14 protein-coding genes and 1 riboswitch are annotated in these 17,719 nt (G+C 69.0%); of the genes, 4 read left to right on the forward strand and 10 right to left on the reverse strand.

The annotated features are described in order from the left end of the window. Nucleotides 1–3: 3 nt before the first annotated feature. The gene (locus ACQY68_RS15155) at nt 4–1,743 is read right to left on the reverse strand and encodes a homoserine dehydrogenase (RefSeq protein WP_428150461.1); all 1,740 of its coding nucleotides are present in this window, start codon (nt 1,741–1,743) and stop codon (nt 4–6) included. Nucleotides 1,744–1,849: 106 nt separating this feature from the next. Then, on the reverse strand, nt 1,850–1,984 hold the full coding sequence (locus tag ACQY68_RS15160) for a hypothetical protein (RefSeq protein WP_428150462.1): 135 nt from the start codon (nt 1,982–1,984) through the stop codon (nt 1,850–1,852). Between the two features lie 190 nt (nt 1,985–2,174). Continuing rightward, nucleotides 2,175–2,291, forward strand: a riboswitch (SAM riboswitch). 78 nt (nt 2,292–2,369) lie between these two features. Here ACQY68_RS15160 and metX point away from each other — a divergent pair. After that, nucleotides 2,370–3,416: a homoserine O-succinyltransferase MetX gene (metX, locus tag ACQY68_RS15165; RefSeq protein WP_428150464.1), complete on the forward strand. Its 1,047-nt coding sequence runs from the start codon at nt 2,370–2,372 to the stop codon at nt 3,414–3,416. Beyond that, a complete protein-coding gene (gene metB, locus ACQY68_RS15170) occupies nt 3,413–4,594 on the forward strand; it encodes a cystathionine gamma-synthase (RefSeq protein WP_428150466.1) in 1,182 nt (393 codons plus the stop codon). Before metX ends, metB begins: the two co-directional genes overlap by 4 nt. Before the next feature lie 305 nt (nt 4,595–4,899). Here metB and ACQY68_RS15175 read toward each other — a convergent pair whose 3' ends face one another. The 6 genes from ACQY68_RS15175 to ACQY68_RS15200 form a co-directional block, all read right to left on the reverse strand. Then, entirely contained in the window at nt 4,900–5,349 is a 450-nt protein-coding gene (locus tag ACQY68_RS15175) for a hypothetical protein (protein ID WP_428150468.1), read from the reverse strand. A gap of 54 nt (nt 5,350–5,403) precedes the next feature. Next, entirely contained in the window at nt 5,404–5,622 is a 219-nt protein-coding gene (locus ACQY68_RS15180; protein ID WP_428150470.1) for a DUF5961 family protein, read from the reverse strand. A 65-nt stretch (nt 5,623–5,687) separates the two neighbouring features. Then, nucleotides 5,688–6,701, reverse strand: a complete 1,014-nt coding sequence (locus ACQY68_RS15185; RefSeq protein ID WP_428150471.1) for a protein-L-isoaspartate O-methyltransferase family protein — start codon at nt 6,699–6,701, stop codon at nt 5,688–5,690. After that, complete coding sequence (locus tag ACQY68_RS15190) at nt 6,698–9,268, reverse strand: hypothetical protein (protein ID WP_428150473.1); 2,571 nt, start codon at nt 9,266–9,268, stop codon at nt 6,698–6,700. The genes ACQY68_RS15185 and ACQY68_RS15190 overlap by 4 nt, the downstream gene beginning before the upstream one ends. Before the next feature lie 2 nt (nt 9,269–9,270). After that, entirely contained in the window at nt 9,271–10,212 is a 942-nt protein-coding gene (locus tag ACQY68_RS15195; RefSeq protein ID WP_428150474.1) for an alpha/beta fold hydrolase, read from the reverse strand. Nucleotides 10,213–10,278: 66 nt separating this feature from the next. Continuing rightward, nucleotides 10,279–11,133 (reverse strand): LD-carboxypeptidase, encoded by an 855-nt coding sequence (locus tag ACQY68_RS15200; RefSeq protein WP_428150476.1) that lies wholly within the window; start codon nt 11,131–11,133, stop codon nt 10,279–10,281. A 68-nt stretch (nt 11,134–11,201) separates the two neighbouring features. Here ACQY68_RS15200 and ACQY68_RS15205 point away from each other — a divergent pair, with 68 nt between their 5' ends. Together ACQY68_RS15205 and ACQY68_RS15210 are read left to right on the forward strand one after the other, a co-directional pair. Beyond that, complete coding sequence (locus ACQY68_RS15205; protein WP_428150478.1) at nt 11,202–12,614, forward strand: UDP-N-acetylmuramate--L-alanine ligase; 1,413 nt, start codon at nt 11,202–11,204, stop codon at nt 12,612–12,614. 6 nt (nt 12,615–12,620) lie between these two features. After that, a complete protein-coding gene (locus tag ACQY68_RS15210; RefSeq protein WP_428150480.1) occupies nt 12,621–14,642 on the forward strand; it encodes a TonB-dependent receptor in 2,022 nt (673 codons plus the stop codon). Between the two features lie 4 nt (nt 14,643–14,646). Here the strand turns inward: ACQY68_RS15210 and ACQY68_RS15215 are convergent, their stop codons facing one another. After that, on the reverse strand, nt 14,647–15,327 hold the full coding sequence (locus ACQY68_RS15215) for a Fe2+-dependent dioxygenase (protein ID WP_428150482.1): 681 nt from the start codon (nt 15,325–15,327) through the stop codon (nt 14,647–14,649). A 23-nt stretch (nt 15,328–15,350) separates the two neighbouring features. Then, nucleotides 15,351–17,648, reverse strand: coding sequence for a TonB-dependent receptor (locus ACQY68_RS15220; protein WP_428150484.1), 2,298 nt, complete (start codon nt 17,646–17,648; stop codon nt 15,351–15,353). Nucleotides 17,649–17,719 lie beyond the last annotated feature (71 nt).

Genomic DNA, 17,719 nt, shown 5'->3' on the forward strand with positions numbered 1-17,719 from the left:
GGGCTAGTGATGTCCAAGCGACGCGTGGCGCGCCCGAACGAGATCGGCGAGGTCCGCCAGCACGCTTTCGGTCGTCGGCCAGCGTCCGGCGCCCCGCCCCTTGCAGGACCAGACCCGGCCATCCTCGCCGTAGACCTTCAAGGCGTTGCGCTCCCCATCCAGGCTCTGGAAGAACGGGTCGTCGAGGCCCACGTCAAGCGAAACCGACGCCTTCAGGCCGTCGCCATCCCGGACGCAGGCTCCGATCTGGCGAACCGGCCCGGCCGGCTTGAAAGCCTCCGACAGGACGGCACAGGGCACATCGGCCTCTGCCGGAGTGCGGCCGAACGCTTCGAAGGCCAGCAGGCGGACCTTGGCGGCCGAGTCACGGCCTTCGAGGTCCGACGACGGATCCTCCTCGGCGAAGCCGGCGGCGCGCGCATCGGCAAGCGCGTCGGCGAAATCGGCTCCGGCCTGGAGCCGCGTCAGCATGAAGTTGACCGTGCCGTTCAGCACCGCCTCGAATCCCTTCACCGGCCCGGCCGCCTTGGCCGCGCGCAGGGTCTCGATCATCGGAGCCCCGCCGCCGACCGCCGCCGAATAGGCCAGTTGCGATCCATGGGCGCGAGCGGCGTCGGCGAGACCGGCCGGGTCACGGCTGATCGCCTGCTTGTTGGCGCTGGCAACGTCGATACCCCGTTCCAGAGCGGCGCGGATCAGGTCGTGCCCGGCGCCGCCTTCCGACAGGGCTTCCAGCAGGATGTCGGGCTGGAGAGCGAGCAAGGCTTCGCGGTCTGCGGTGAAGAGTTCCGCCGGAGCCTCCACGTCGCGCGGTTTCGACGGATCGCGGACCAGCACGCCCACGACCTCGAACCGTCCGTCCTTCTGCAGGCGTTGCAGAAGGCCGCCGCCGACCACGCCGCAACCGGCGATGGCGACCCTCAGCGGCGCGTCAGGCACGGAGGGGCCCGGAGGCGCGGAATGGTCGCCGACCACGGTGCAGTCGGCCCGGCCGAGCGCGGCGACCTCAATCTCCACCGAGCGCTGCTGGCCCAGATCGATCGCGTCGTGCTGGACCAGGGCGCCGCCATGACGACGGGCGTCGTCCCAGCTGGCCCGGCGATAGCGCAACGGCTTGCCCGAGGCCGAGGCCGGATCGCGGTCGTAGAGGCCATCGACGTCCTTCACCAGCCGAACCCGGTCCAGGCCCAGTTCGGCGGCCAGGAAGACCGCCGTCAGGTCCGACCCGCCACGTCCGAGCAGCACCACCTTGCCGCTCTGGCCCAATGCGCCGAACCCCGGAACCACAACGACCTGATGATCCGCAAGCGCCTTCCAGAGGGTGTCGCTGCGCAGGGAGACCGGGTGAGCATGTTCCGACGGCCCCGCCGCGACGATCCCCAGTTCGCGCACGGACAATGCCGCCGCGTCGAGCCCGATCCGGTCGCAGGCGATGGCCACGAGCGCAGCCGCCTTCTCCTCGCCCAGGGCGACATAGCCGGGAAGGAGGTCGTTCTCGTGGTCGAGGCCGAGCGCGCGGGCGTCGGCCAGAAGTCGGTCGGTATGGCCGCCCAGCGCGGAGACCACGGCGATGACCTTCCGGCCGGCGCGAACGTGGCCGTAGACCTCCGAGGCGACGGCGGGGGCGCAGGACTGGTCCTGAAGGATGGAGGAGCCGAACTTCAGCACCACCACTTCGGCAGCGGGCGAAGCTTCGGCGACCGGTTTCTCGACGACGGCGAGGCGGGCGTTGGAGTGGGGCATCGGGGAGGTCCGTTCGGAGAGGATGTGTTGGGGTTTGGGCAATAGAAAACCCGCCTGGCCGGGGCCGGGCGGGTCTGGGTTGGCTGGGTGTCTTTCGACCGCCGCGCTAACCTGTTCCCGCCCGCGAGGGGCCGGTGATGGTCATACCGGTGGTGGTCGAAATGAGGGTGGCGAGCGTCATCGACCGGCCCGCGAATGCGGCGGTCGAGGTCGAAACGGCGATGCGGCCGAGACGGGACACGGGCGAAACCTCTAGAAAATCGTTGATCTCAGGGTGTCGGCGCAATCGACCGCCGTCAACCCGGTTTGTGCATCTTTTTTGCGCCGTTTGACGTCTGCGAGGCCTTTGGGTCACAGCGACCCCGTGATGAGGAAACAATGAGGTAGATTTTTTCTCTTGACCGGCGCTCTTCGCACCCGCAACGTAAAGTCACTCATCAAGACCGACCGAGGGATAGGCCCTTTGACGTCGGGGCAACCATCGGTTCCAACCGAACGGTGCCAACTCCTGCGAGGACGGTCTTCGGACCTTCCGCGAGAGATGAGTGGAGCGTCGACGAGGCGACGTCTCCACGATCTGTCGTCGCATCCGGAGCCTTGCTGGGCGGGACGATGCAGACGACGCCATGGCTTTCGACACTCAGACGATCACCGCAGAACCCCTCTGTCGTCCGACGGCGCGTTCGACTGCGATCCTCGCCCGCAAGGGCGGCGGCGCGGTGGATATCGCCGTTGATATCCCGGCTGACTTCCGTCTTCAGTCCGGCGAACGGCTGGGCCAGCGCCAGGTCGTCGGTCGGCTTCACGGTCGGGCCGGAGCGCCGCTGGTGGTCGTGGCCGGGGGCATCTCGGCCGGGCGGTTCGTGCACCGGACCGAGACCAACGGTCTGGGCTGGTGGTCGGGCGCGGTGTCGATCCGAGGCCCCATCGACCTCAGCCGCTTCCAGGTTCTGGCTTTCGACTATGCGCCGGAGGCGGCCGACGGTGCGGCCCCGGTCACCATCACCACCCATGACCAGGCCCGGCTCCTGGGGCTGATCCTCGAGGAGATCGGCGACCCTGTCGTCTCGGCCTTCGTCGGCTGCTCCTATGGCGGGATGATCGCCCTGGCGTTCGGCGCGCTGTTCCCCGAGCGAGTCGAGCAGTTGATCGTCGTGTCCGCCGCCCACCGCGCCCATCCGCAGGCGACGGCCTGGCGCGGGATCCAGCGGCGCATCCTGCAGCTGGCCGAGGCGGCCGGGCGTCCCGAGGACGGCGTCGCCCTGGCCCGCGAACTGGCCATGACCACCTATCGCACGGCCGAGGAATTCGCCGAACGGTTCGAGACCGAGGCGCCCGCCGCCGCCGGTCAGGCCTATCCGGTCTGCGAATACCTGACGGCGCGGGGCAAGGCCTACCGGACCCACACAACGCCTGCGCGGTGGCTGTCGCTGTCGGACTCGATCGACCGCCACAATGTGACGCCCGAGGCGATCACCACGCCCGTGATCCTGGTCGGCTTCACCTCCGACCGGCTGGTGCCGATCGACGACATCCGCGAACTGGCCGCCCGGCTGCCGACCCTGTGGCGTCTGGTCGAGGCCCCGTCGCTGTACGGCCACGACGCCTTCCTGAAGGAGGACGAGGCGGTCGCCGCCATCCTCCGTTCCGCGCTCAAGGAGATCGACCAATGACCAAACGTCCGCACGACGTCCGCACCACCTGCGCCCGCTCCGGCGTCGATACGGACACGGCCCACGGCGCGGTCATGCCCCCGCTCTATCTGTCCTCGAACTATTCGTTCGCGGGCTTCGAGCAGAAGCGGAAATACGACTACTCCCGCTCGGGCAATCCGACCCGCGACGTGCTGGCCGAGACCCTGGCCGAGCTGGAAGGCGGCGCGGGCTGCGTGGTCACGGCGACGGGGATGGCGGCGGTCGATCTGCCGCTGAGCCTGCTGGAGCCCGGCGACCTGCTGATCGCGCCGCACGACTGTTACGGCGGCACCCACCGGCTGCTGTGCGCCCGGGCGAAGAAGGGACATTTCGAGGTGCTGTGGGTCGATCAGGGCGATCCCGTCGCCCTGGACGCCGCGCTGGCTCTCAACCCCAAACTGGTCTTGGTCGAAACGCCGTCCAATCCGCTTCTGAGGGTCGTGGACATCGCCGACATCTGCACCCGCGCCCACCGCGTCGGGGCCAAGGTGGTGGCCGACAACACCTTCCTGTCGCCGGCCCTGCAGCGGCCGATCGAACTGGGCGCCGACATCGTGGTCCACTCGACGACGAAGTATATCAACGGCCACTCCGACGTGGTCGGCGGCGCGGTGATCGCGGCGGATCCTTCGGACCATGCGGAGCTGGGCTGGTGGGCCAACTGTCTGGGCGTGACCGGCTCGCCGTTCGACGCCTATCTGACCCTGCGCGGGGTGCGGACGCTCTTTGCACGGATCGAGCGGCAGCAAACGACGGCGGGCAAGGTCGCCGAGTTGCTGGAAGCCCACCCGGCGGTGTCGGTGGTCCACTATCCGGGGCTGAAGTCGCACCCGAACCACGCCCTGGCCGCACGCCAGCAGCAGGGACCGGGCGCCATGCTGAGCTTCGAGCTGGCGGGCGGGGTCGAGGCCGTGCGTCAGCTCGTCGAGACGCTGGAGACCTTCACCCTGGCCGAGTCGCTGGGCGGGGTCGAAAGCCTGATCGCCCACCCCGCGACCATGACCCACGCCGCCATGACGCCGGAAGCCCGCGTCGTCGCCGGGATCACCGACGGCCTGCTGCGGCTGTCGGTCGGTCTGGAGCACGAGGACGACCTGATCGCCGACCTGGTCCAGGCGCTGGATGCGCTGGCGGAGGTGCGGGCGGAGGCGGCCTGATCGTTTGGCGTGAGACTCCAAAAATGGAGTCGACAGAGTCGACAGAGTCGCGGCCGATCTGAATGAAATCAGCAGGTTGGTGTTTCTATGCGCGCGACTCTGCCGACTGCTGAATGCAGCATGCGGAGGCATGACCTGACGGTTTCAAAGACCCGGTCGAGACATGGTGATGACGTTCGTTGGCGCAAGCATGACCCAGGAATTATTTCCTCTAGCCTAAACCTGCTCATCATCCTCGGGCTTTTCGCGCGGATGACGGACCTGCGGGTTCTAGCGGGGAATTCGTCTCGGCGGCCGCCCGCTTCCTAGGGCAGCAGCAGGATCGCGACAGGGATCACCGTCCCGGCGAGGAGCGCCCAGCGTGCGGCGATCTTCAGCCGCCCCATCGTCGCGCCCATCCAGATCCCCAGCAGGGTCGAGACGAACAGGCCGACCGAGACCAGAACGAAGAACCACTGGAGCAGGGTATTGGACAGAGGCGTGCCCCGGTCGGCGCTCTCAGCTTTCGGCGCGCCGGGCGCCTGCACGCGCGGCGGCTTCGGCGGTTTGACGGCGAAGACCTGATCCTTGTGCACCCGACCGAGTTTCTGGACGATCAGCGGCGCGGTGTATCCGGCGTGGCTCTCGTTCAGGCGGAAGACCTGCAGGCCGCCGGTCACCGCGAACATCAGGATGCTGGGCGCTATGACCATGCCCACGATATTGTGGGTCTGGCGCAGGATCATCGACAAGGGGATCGGGCGGGCGTCGGGCATGGCGGGTTCCGGATTGAACCCGAGCGTTAGACCCGAACCGTGACGCTTGCCAGTCTAGGCGCAGGCCTCGACCGCCTCGGCGTGGAGGTGGACAACGAAGCAATGCTCCGGGCCGCCGTCTTCGGACTGGACGATGACGCGGAGTTCGTCGTCCTCGGCCGAGGAGGCGTGGGCCTCGGCGAAGTGAAGGGCCGCGTCCTCAAAGCTGCGGGCCTCGAGGATGTGGCAATGGCCGGAATCGGTGTGGGCGACGTAGCGGGCGGCTTGGGGCATTTCGCTGTCCTGGCGTTGCTGTCCGAACGCTGAACGCGCCACCCGCGAAATGGATTCAATCGCCGTTATGCCGGCAGTGGACGGTTCTGCATCGCGCCCGTCATCGGGATGAAGAAGACCCCCACGTCGCGGCGGCTGTGCACCCGGCCGTCGGCGTCCTTGGTGTAGACGTAGAGAACCTGGCCGCGGCGGAAGGGCTGGCCGATCGGGATGATCAGCTTGCCGCCCGGCTTGAGCTGGCGGAACAGTTCGGGCGGGGCGTACTGGGCGACGCAGGTCAGCATGATGGTGTCGAACCCCTCGGTCACCTCGGGCCAGCCGAAATAGCCGTCGCCGACCCGGCCGTGGACGTTGTCGTAGCCGAGCGGAGCCCAGATCTTGCCGACCGCCTCGCCGATCGGCTGGATGATCTCGATGGTGTAGGCGTCGCGGACGATGCGGCTGAGCAGGGACGACTGGAAGCCCGAGCCAGTGCCGATTTCCAAGGTGACGTCGGTCGGCTTGGGGGCCGCGAGCTGGGTCATATAGGCCTGACCCAGATAGTCGGAGAGGACCGAGCCATGGCCGATGGCCCAAGGCTTGGGGTTGGCCTCATAGGCCTGGTAGGCGGTCGAGGCGTCTTGGGCGTAGGCGTAGTGGAAATACTCGCGCGGCAGGCTTTCGAAGGCCTTGATGACGTTCGGGTCGTGGGCGCCGAAACGGCCGTCGAGATAGGTCCGGATGCGTTCGATGGCGGCGGGCTTGCGGGCCTGAATCTCGGTGAACTGGGCCTCCGTGATTGCGTGCGGGCGACCGGACGCCTGCATGGCCGCGTTGAAACGGGCAAAGGTCCAGGGTTCCGTCGGCATACGGACGGTCGTGGAGACGGCCGAAGCCTGGCCGGCGGCGGCGGGGGTCACTCTGGGGGTCTGGGCGGCGGGCGCGGCGGTCCCTGCCCCGCCCGCGGCCTGGGTCGGGTTGAGGCGCGCCTGGACGGACTTCATCGTGTTCTCGTCACAGGCGGCGAGGCCGGTGAGCGTCGCTGCGCCGGCGGCGGTCAGCAGGGTGCGGCGGTCCATCATCATTCGATCAGGGGTCATGCGGGGCTCGTCTGGCTCTGGACGGATTGGCCGGGGCCGTGCTGGTCCGGGAAGGGGTCGAGGCGGGCGGGTTCGGGGTCGGGCAGATCGCTGAAGGGATTGGTCGCGGGCTCGGCCTCGAAGACGAAGGCGGGCTTCTTCGCACGCACGGCGACCGGCAGGACGAGGAAGGCCAGCGCATAGAGGCCGACCGCCACGATCAGCAGGGAGGAAAAGCCGACGTCGCGGCTCATCAGATTGGCCAGAGGCGTGGCGACGACGGAGAAGGCGCCGTTCAGGCCCCAGGCCCAGGGAAGCGCACGACCGTCGCCGACCTGGATCAGGCCCAGCGGGAACGGCAGGCCGAGCGCCAGCGACACGGGCGCGGCGGCGAGGACGACGAGCCCGGCCTTCACGGCCCAGGGCTGGTCCAGAGTGGTCATCATGAATTGCTCGGCCCCGACCAGCATGGCCCCGATCCAGGCGAGGACGACGATCAGGCCGATCATCGAGGCGACCTTGGGCATGGCGGCGCACTTTCCGGCGATCATGCTGCCGAGACCGGAGAAGATCAGCATGGCGGTCAGGACGAGGGCGAAGGCCGACGAATAGTCGTTCAGATAGAAGGCGGCCTTGTCGATCAGGAAGATCTCGACCAGCAGGAAGCCGAGCCCCAGCGCCGGGAAATAGAGGGCGGGCCAGAGGCGGGTCTTCTCCTTCGCCCCGCCCGCGCGACGGCGGAAGAGAGCGGGTGCGACCAGCACCAGAAGGGCGATGACGATGGCCTGACCGAGAACGGCGATGTTCACGAGGGCGCCGATCTCGGCCTGGGGCAGGACCTCGAGTCGTTTGATCAGGGTGTCGAGATGTTCGAGCCGCAGCGACGAATAGAAGGCGGGGCGGTCGAGGGTCGCGGGGCGGACGTGGAAGGCCTCCGACGATGGCGAGGGCCGACCCGTGAGGACGGCGGCGACCTCGTTGGCGATGGCGTCGTCGGGGCCGGTCGAGGTCATCTGGCCGGTGTCGAAGGAGACGCTGGGCAGGTCGTTGAACAGGGTCGCGCGGGCGGCGACCACATCCATGCCGGGACGCCAGGAGACGTCGAAGGAGCGCTCGGCGCACCAGGCCTGAAGGGCGGCGACGTCGGCGGGCGACCAGGCGGTCGGGCTGATCAGGATGCGGGCGTTCCAGGCCGAGCGGTAGATCAGGACGTGGTCGGCGGGGTCGCCGATGCCCTTTGCGAGGAGGGCCGCGCGGGCGGTCGAGAGGACACGCAGGGCGTAGACGGGGAAGTCGCGGATGGAGACGGAGATGGAGACCGCGCCGCCCGGCTTGAGCGCGGCGAGATAGGCGGCGAGGGCTTCCTCGGTGACGCCCGTGACGTTGGCGGGGGCGGCGTCCACGAAGTCGGCGGACAGGTCGATGATGTCGTAGGCGTTCGGCCCCGCGCGCCAGGCGGCGGCGATGGGGCCTCCGTCGAGCAGGGTGACGCGGCGGTCGGCGGCCAATGCGGGGGACGGGCCGAGACCGTGGGTCAGGGCGTGGCTCAGAACGGGCTCGCCCTCGACACCGTCGACGCGGGACGCGCCGAGCGTCAGGGCCTCCGCGACGCGGTAGCCGCCGGACAGGCCGACGAGGAGGACGGTCGGAGAGTGGCGCAGGGCGTAGGGTCCGGCACTGAGGGCGCTGGGGGCGTAGGCGGCGTCGAGCGGGCCGGCCCTGGGCAGGGAGGCGATGCGGTTGCCGTCGCGGTAGAGGCCATAGGTGGATGGCGGGCCCGCGATCCCCATCAGGCCGGCGTTGTTGGAGACGTCGGCGTCGACGCGCTCGGTGAAATTCTCGAGCAGCAGATAGTGGCCGCGCGGCTGGCGGATCTCGGCGACAACGGCCGCGCCGGGCGTGTTGAGCGGGGCGTAGATGGCCTTGAATTCGGAAAAGGCCGGCGGCGCGCCGAGGAAGAGGATGGCCTCGCCGGCGACGAGGGCGGCGCCCGCCAGACCCGCGCCGAGCCAGTTCAGCCTGCCCGGCTGAAACAGGGTGGACAGGGCCAGGGGGATCAGCAGGACCGGGGCCAGCAGGAAGGGATGGACGACGAACATCAGGCCGAGCGCGAGCGCCGCGCCCAGCCCCGCGCCGATCAGGTCGTAGCCGTAGACCCGCCCGATCTCGCGGTGGTTCAGGACGAAGATCAGGCTGATATAGAGGCCGGCGAGGAAGAAGAAGGGCAGCAGCGCCGCGTAATAGAGGCCGATGTTCTTCACCTGATCGGGCCAGGTGGTCGGGTTCTGAAGTTGCAGCGGGTTGAAGGCGTTGGCCGTGACCAGCTGGTATCCGACGGCCGCGGCGATCACCATGGCGGCGGGCAGGAGGGTGCGCAGGATCACCCCGTGGCGGGCGACACTGTCGCGGAACAGGGCGACGACGACACCGCTGAGGGCGAACCCGGCCATGACGATGGAGATGATCCAGTAGCCGTACTCCGACCACTTCGCGACGGCGAAGTAGCGGGTCAGGGCGTTCTCGATCCCGACTACCCCCATGGCGATCAGGAACAGCGGGATCAGGGCCGCGCGGGTTTTTGCGCCCACGGTCATTCCTTCGGCCTCGGCCCGACCTGGGTCTCGATGAAGTCGATCAGCAGGGCGTTGAATCGCCCGGGCTCATCGACGAACAGGGCGTGGCCGGCATTCGGGAACACCGCCATCGAGGCCCGCTCATGGGTCCGCATCAGGGTTCGCCCCTGCGCCTCCCAGCGGGGGCGGACGACGTAAAGAGTCGGAACGCCGAGCGAATGGACGGCCGCCGACCAGTATTCGCGCGGGACGTCGTAGGCCAGCAGACGACGCTCGTCGTCGACCGACATGCGCAGGCTCTGATCGGTCAGGCGAGCGCGATAGTCCGCACCCGGATCATGGGCGAACATGGAGGCCACGAAGGCGGCGCGGCGGGTGCGCCGGTCCTCCGGCGTGGGCTCGGGCGCCGAGGCGGTCGAGCGGGGAGCGGCAGTCGGGGCGCGCGGCGCGGGCTCCTCGCCGATGGAGTTGTCGATCAGCACCAGACCGGCGACCCTCGCATGAATTCCGGCGTCGGCGACCCAGGCCAGACTGTCCAGCACGCCGAGCGACCAGCCGACCAGAACGACGCTGCCGTTGCCGAGATGCGTTATCAGTTCGCCGATGTCGCGGCCGCGCCGCTCGTAGGTGTAGCCAAAGCGGGTGACCTCGCTCTCGCCCTGACCGCGCGGATCGAGGGCGACGACGTGATAGCGATCCGAGAGGGCGTCGATCTGATGCTCGAAGATCCAGGCGGGCATGGTCCAGCCGGGCACGAAGACCACCGTCCGGGCCTCCGAAGGACCCGCCTCCAGATAATGGAGGCGGGCCCCGTCGGACGTGATGAAGCTGCGGCTCTCGGCCGCCGCGACCGCATCCCCCGATACGGCCGTCGCAATCGCGAGAACGGCTCCGCCCAGCACGCCGACCATGGCCGCCCGTGTCCATGCCGGCAGGGTCAGGTTTCCGTTACGCCCCATCGCGGCCATCTGAGGCACACCCGCGTTCGCTGTCGAGAGGCTTCCCCGAGAGCGGGAGCAATGGAGTTAACCGCGTGGCCCGAACGGCACGACCTTGTTGCCGCTGTCGTGGGCGATGTCGGCGAGGCCGAGGTACGGGATGCCCGACCGCTCGCACCAGTACTGGACGATCTGCTCGCCGGTCATGCCGAAGTCAGGCTCGTTGACGGTGACGTCGGTGAACCGGCCCGCGCGGATGCCGGCGAGGCGGCGCATCGAAGGCTGGCTGGTCAGGTGGAACATCGTCCGGTCGATGCGGTAGGCGGCCTCGGATACATCCTCCAGCATCAGCACATGGCCGGTCAGGTCGGGCTCGAGCGGGGTGCCGAGCAGCTGGTCGAGGACGGTCAGGTTGAAGGCGACGGCGGGACGGGGGTCGGTCGCCAGCGACGGTTCGAGCCAAGGCGTCTCGCCGGTCACGAGCCAGGCCAGGGCCCCCTCGGCCGTCTCGTCGTTGCGGACGGAATCCGAGGCCATCGGGCCGTGGGCGACATTGGGGAAGCCGGCCTTGTAGAGGGCGGCCATCAGACTGCCGGCGTCGGAATAGCCGAGGTAGCGCTTGCGCCGGGCCACGTCGGTCAGGCGCGGGATGATGCTCTCGGCCACGCGGCAGGAGCCGTAGCCGCCGCGCGCGAACCAGACGGCGTGGATGTGCGGGTCATTGGCGTATTCGACGAAGGCGTCGGCGCGGGTCTGGTCGTCGCCAGCGAAATGGCCGGACTTGTCGAAGCTGGACGGGTGGAAGACGACGCGGATCGGCCCGTCCGGATAGTGTTCCGCCATCCAGCCCTCGACGGCCTCGGCGCGGGCGGGATTGAAGCGCGAACTGACGCAGACCGAGCCGATCTTGAAGCCGTTGGTGAGCTTGGCGAGATCGGTCACAGAAGCTCCGTGCGGCAGGCGGACAAAAGACAGTGGCGCGGGGGCCCGAACCTCTGTTCTAAGGCGCCATGGACAACGACGTCTCCTATTTCTTCTGCGGCATCGGCGGGTCGGGCATGCTGCCTCTGGCCATGATCGTTCAGGCGCGGGGCGCGGCGATCGAGGGCTCGGACCGGGCGCTGGATCAGGGGCGGACGCCGGAGAAGTTCGACTGGCTGCGGGCCCACGGCGTGGTGCTGCATCCGCAGGACGGGTCGGGCGTGCGCGGCGGCCAGATCGTGGTGGCGACGGGGGCGGTCGAGGACACGGTGCCGGACATCGGGGCGGCGAAACGGGTCGGGGCGGAGATCGTCACGCGGCCGCAGTTGCTGAGCCAGATCTTCAACGCGGCGCCGACCTCGGTGGGCGTGGCCGGGACGAGCGGCAAATCGACGATCACGGGGATGATCGCCTGGATCCTGCATCAGGCGGGACGAGCGCCCACCGTGATGAACGGGGCGGTGATGCGGAACTTCGCCGACGCGGATCATCCGTTCGCCAGCGCGGTGGTCGGCGGCGCCGACCTGTTCGTGGCCGAGGTGGATGAGAGCGACGGCTCCATCGCGCGGTACGATCCGACGGTGGCGGTGGTGTCGAACATCTCGCTGGACCACAAGTCGATGGAGGAGTTGCGCGACCTGTTCGGCGGCTTCACCGGACGGGCGCGGACCGCGGTGCTGAACCTCGACAACGTCGAGACGGCGGCTCTGGCGCAGACGATGGTCGACGACGGTCGGGCGGAGGCGGTGTTGACCTTCGCGCTGGGGAACGAGGCGGCTGACTATGCCGCGCATGATTTGAGGCCCCTGCCCGCCGGCATGACCTTCGACCTGACGGAGCGGTCGAGCGGCGCGCGGATCGCGGCGACCCTGAATGTGCCGGGGGCGCATAATGTCGCCAATGCGCTGGCGGCCCTGGGCGCGGTGCGGGCGCTGGGCGTGTCGCTGGAAGAGGCGGTGCGGTCGCTGGAGACCTTTGGCGGGATCAGGCGGCGGATGGAGGTGGTGGGCACGGCGAACGGGATCACCGTGCTCGACGACTTCGCGCACAACCCGGACAAGATCGCCGCGACGCTGAAGACGCTGCACGCCTTCGACGGGCGGTTGCTGATCCTGTTCCAGCCGCACGGGTTCGGGCCGCTGAAGCTGATGAAGCGGGAGTTCATCGAGACATTCGCCGGATTGCTGAAGCCCGACGACGTGTTGCTGATGCCGGAGCCCGTCTATTACGGCGGCACCACGGATCGCAGCGTGGGGTCGGAGGATATCGCGGCCGGCATCCGGGCCGAGGGTCGCAACGCCGAGGCCCTGCATGATCGCGCGGCCTGCGGCGACCGGATCGTGGAACTGGCCAAGCCCGGCGACCGGATTGTCGTCATGGGGGCGCGAGACGACACATTGTCGACCTTCGCGGCGGAGCTTCTCGGCCGTCTGGGCGCTTAGGCGCGAATGATCCAGGACCTCCCCGCCGACCTGCCCGACATCGTAGTGACGGCGGCGCGGTTGCCGCCCGCCGCCGGAGACGCCGCCTTCTCGGTGATCCGGCTGGACGAGCAAGTGCTGGGCCGGGCGATGCGGCTGGATGAGGCGCTGCAGACCGTGCCGGCCGTCAGTCTGTTCCGGCGCACGTCGAGCCTGGCGGCCAACCCCACGACACAAGGGATTTCGCTGAGGGCCATCGCGCCATCGGGGGCGGGCCGGACGCTGGTGACGCTGGACGGCGTGCCGCTGAACGATCCGTTCGGGGGCTGGGTGCTGTGGTCACAGGTGGCGCCGGAGAGTTTGTCGGGGCTGGATATCGTGCGCGGCGCCGGGGCCGGGCCCTATGGGGCGGGCGCCCTCACCGGGGTGATCCAGTTGCGGGAGCGGGACACGGACGGCGGGGCGCTGGACGTGTCCGGCGGAGAGTATGGCGGGCAAAGACTGGCGGCGGCGACGACCCTGAGCGCGGGGCGGTTCGCCCTGACCGGGGCGGTGCAGCGGGAGCTGAGCGACGGCTATGTGCCCGTGCGCGGGGCGACGGCGGGTGCGGCCGATACGCCATTGGACCTGGCGACACTGAGCGGGTCGCTACGGGCGGATGTGGCCTTGGCCGAAGGGACGGCGTTGTCGTTGCGGGCCTCGGCCTATGAGGAGGATCGCGGGTCGGGGCTGACAGGCGCGCGATCGTCGGCGACGGGGCAGAGCTGGTCGGCGACCGTGTCACGGACACCGTCGGCCGAGCGGCTGGGCTGGCGGGCGCAGGTCTGGCGGCGGGAGAGCGACTTCTCCAACACCTCGGTCGCCGTCGCGGCGGGGCGCGGATCGACGACCCCGGCCAACAACCAATTCGCGACCCCGGCCGAGGGCTGGGGCGCCAATCTGGCCGTGCGCCGCGCGGCAGTCGATCTGGGTGGCGGGTTGCTGGAGTGGGAGCTGGGCGCCGACGCCCGGTTCAACGAGGGCGAGACGCGCGAGCTGTTCCGATACATGGCGGGTGCCTTTACGCGGGATCGTGTGGCGGGCGGCGAGACCTCTGTGATCGGCGGCTATGGCGAGGCGTCGTGGACGAGCGGGCCGTGGCTGGTCGCGGGGGGCCTGCGGATCGACGGCTGGGAGAATGCCGGCGGGCGGCGGGTCGAGCGCGATCTGGCGACGGGATTGCCGACGCTGGACGAAGGCTCACCGGATCGGTCGGGCGAGGAGGTCTCGGCGCGACTGGCGGTGCGGCGCGATCTGGGGAGCGGACTGGCGGCGCGGGCGGCGGCCTATTCCGGGTTCCGGCCGGCGACGCTGAACGAACTGCACCGGCCGTTCCGGGTCGGGAACGATCTGACCGAGGCGAATGCGGCGCTGGTCCCGGAGGCGCTGCAGGGGGTCGAGACGGGGCTGGCCTGGTACAGTGAGGCGACTTCGCTGGGGGCGACCGTGTTCTGGAACCGGATCGAGGACGCCATCGTCAACGTCACCGTCGGCGTCGGGCCGGGGACCTTCCCGAGGGCGGGGTTCGTGCCGGCGGGCGGGGTGCTGAGGCAGCGCCAGAATGCGGGGACGATCGAAGCGGTCGGGGTCGAGCTGACGGCGAAGCATCGGGTCGGAGAGCGGCTTTCGGTCGACGGCGCCCTGTCGTGGACTGACGCGGAGGTCGATGGCGGGAGGTCGGCGGCGCAGCTGACGGGCCTGCGACCGGCCCAGGCGCCGGAATGGAGCGTGTCGGCGGGGGCGGACTGGCGGGTCGTGGATCGGCTGACGCTGGCCGGGCGGGTGCGCTACGAGAGCGCGCGGTTCGAGGACGATCTGAACAGCCGGGTGCTGGAGGCGGCGACGACGCTGGATGCACGCGCGGAGTTCGAGGTGCGGACCGGGGTGATGGCCTGGGTGGCCGCAGACAACCTGTTCGACGCCGAGGTCGAGGTGTCGGAGACCGGCGACGGGGTGGCCAGCTACGGGCCGCCGAGGGCCGTGCGGGCCGGGCTGTCGCTGAGCTGGTAGGTCGTCAGACTTCGGACCAGCGGCGCAGCAGGTTGTGATAGACGCCGGTCAGTTCGAGGACGGCCTGATCGGTCGGGCCTTTGTCCACGGCGACGCGCTGGGTGGCGATGTCGAGCTGGAACAGGGTTTCGCGGTCCTGATCGTCGGCGATCAGGGACTGGATCCAGAAGAAGGACGAGACCCGGGCGCCGCGCGTGACCGGGGTCACATGGTGCAAACTGCGCGACGGGTATAGCACCATGTCGCCGGCGGGCAGTTTCACCGTCCGGGGACCGTAGGCGGTCTCGATGGTCAGCTCGCCGCCGTCGTAGTCGGACGGCTCGGACAGGAAGAGGGTCGCCGACAGGTCCGAGCGGATGCGCAGGCCTGACGGGTGGACGCGGATGGCGTTGTCGACGTGGGCGGCGAAGGCCTGGCCGCCCTCGTAGCGGTTGAACAGCGGCGGGAAGACCGTGTGCGGGAGGGCCGCCGAGACGAACATCGGATTGGCGCCCAGCGCCTGCTGGATCAGGGCGCCGACCTCGCGGGCGGCGGCTGAGTCCTCGGGCAGCTGGGCGTTGTTCTTGGCGCGGGCGGACTGGTGGCCCGAGGTGGCGTTCCCGTCGGCCCAGGGGCCGGCGTCGAGGATGGCGCGAAGCCGGGCGACCTCGTCCTTGCTGAAGACTTCGGGGATGTGCAGCAGCAAGGACGGGGTCTCCGTGGCGCTTCCTAGAAGCGCATGTTCAGTGCGAGTGTGGCCGAGCGACCCGGCGCCGGGTCGGCGTGGTGAACGCCGTTGGTGCGCAGGATATACTCCTCATCGCCCGCGTTCTGCACGTTCAGTTGCAGGGTCGTGCGGTCGTTCAGGTCATAGGACGCGAACAAATCTACGCGGGTGTAGGCCGGAGCGTAGATGCGGTTGGCGCCGCCGCCCGCGCCGCCCTGATTGCCGCCATTGCTGTCCGACACATAGTAGACGCCGCCGCCGGCCGAGAAGCGGTCGGTGATGTTGTAGGTCGAGAACAGGCTGAAGCTGTGTCTGGGCGTATTGGCCAGCTCCAGACCGACGAGCGGGTTGGGCACGACCACGCCGTTGACGATGGTCACCGCCCCACGAACCAATTCGGAGTCCATGTAGGTGTAGCCACCGAACACCTGCCACTGGGTCGTGATGTTGCCGGAGACGCCGAGCTCGACGCCCTGGACCTTGATTTCGCCGGCCTGGGCGAAGTCGGTCGGCTGGGGTCCGACGAGGATGGCCGCGTTCTCACGGTCGAGGCGGAAGACGGCGGCGCTCAGAAGCAACTGTTGGCGGAACAGGCTGGCCTTGGCGCCGATTTCGTAGCTGGTGGTCTCCTCGGGATCCAGGACCTGGGTCGAGGCGCCAGGACCGTTCGCCGGAGCCGCGTTCTGGTCACCGCTCGAAATGGTCGGCGGCGTCGAGGCCGTGGAATAAGAGGCGTAGACGCTGGTGTTGCGCGTCGGCTTCCAGGTCAGGCCGGCCTGATAGTTTATGAAGTCCCAGTTGGCCTGGCGCGGGGCCGGGGCGACCGCGAGCGGGTTTTCGACGCGGTAATCGTCGTAGCGCACACCCAGATTCACGACCCACTGCTCGCCGATCGCGATCGAGTCAAAGGCGTAGAGGCCGGTCGTCTCGGTCAGGGTGCTGGTCACCGCGCCCCGCACGATCGTGCCTGTCCAGGGATCGGACGGGTTGGGATTGTACAGCTGGGTGCAGTCGAGGCCGGTCAGGGGAGCCGGGCAGGCCGAGCCGGTCAGGGTGGTGACCGTGTAGGAGGCGTTGTTGTTGCGCTCGCGCGTTAGCTCCAGCCCAACATCATAGCTGTGGCTCAGGCCGTTCGAGGCGATCGTGCCGAAGATGTCGGTGACGTTCGACAGGGTCCGCGTCGGGTTCCAACGCGACTTGGTGCCCCGCTTCATCCAGTAGACGCCGTTGATCAGGGCGACGCCTCCCGTGTCGATCCGGCCGCCGTCCCCCGGGTTGGTGACAACATAATCGCTGAGGCTCTCGGAATAGCGGGTGACGTTGCGGATGGTGATCGCGTCCGACAGCCGCTTGCGGAAGTCGAGGGTCACGGCGTCCTGCTCGCTGACCAGATAGTCGCGTGCGGTCAGGCCGTAAAAGCTATCGTAGGGGACGTCCAGAATGCCGCTGTCGGTCGTGCGGATGCCGATCTTGGTGAACAGCGGGATGCCGTAGTCGGGCATCTGGTTCGATGTCACATGATAATAACTGGCCGTCAGGCTGGTGTCGGTCCCCAGACCAATGCCGGCCGAAACCAGCAGGCCCCATTTGTCATAGTCGACGGCGTCACGACCGGCGACCTCGGCCTGGGCGCCCATCAGGTTGATGCGCAGGGCCGAGGTCTCGCTCAGCGGTGCGTTCCAGTCGACGGCGGCGCGCGCATAGGAGTCGGCGCCGGCACCGAGCGAGACGGTGGTGAAGCGTTCGAGGCGGGGCTGCTTGCTCGACAGGTTGATCGAACCGCCGCCCGAGCCACGGCCCGAATAAACCGAGTCCGGCCCCTTGATGACCTCCACCTGTTCCAGGGCGAAGACCTCGCGCTGCTGGCCCCCGGTGTCGCGGATGCCGTCGAGGAAGATGTTGTTGCCCGAGGACTGGCCGCGGATGAACGGACGGTCGGCCAGGGGCTGGCCGCCCTCGCCGGCGCCGAAGGTGATGCCCGGCGAGGTGCGCAGCAGGTCCTGAAGCGAGGTGGCGCCGGTCTGTTCGATGATCTGCTGCGGGATCACGGTGACGGCGCGCGGGGTGTCGACGACATCGGCGGTGAAGCGCGGCGAAGCGGGTTCGCGGCGGACGCGGCGACCCTCGACGTCGACGGTTTCCAGCGTGGACGTCGCCTGGGCCTGCTGCGCATCGGAGGCCGGATCAGCGGTGACGACGACCTCGGGCTCGGCGGCGAAGGCCGGCGCGGCGCACAGCATTCCGGCTGCGGTCGAGGCGCTGAGGAGGGCGCGGAGGGCGTGGGCGTTGGGGAGGGACAAGGCGGCGATCCGGTGTTGAAACTGCGATGCGGTCGCAATAGCAGCTTGGCCGGAGCAGGCAAGGCGAATTG

The sequence above is a fragment of the Brevundimonas sp. genome (assembly GCF_965278935.1).
Classification (GTDB): Bacteria; Pseudomonadota; Alphaproteobacteria; order Caulobacterales; family Caulobacteraceae; genus Brevundimonas.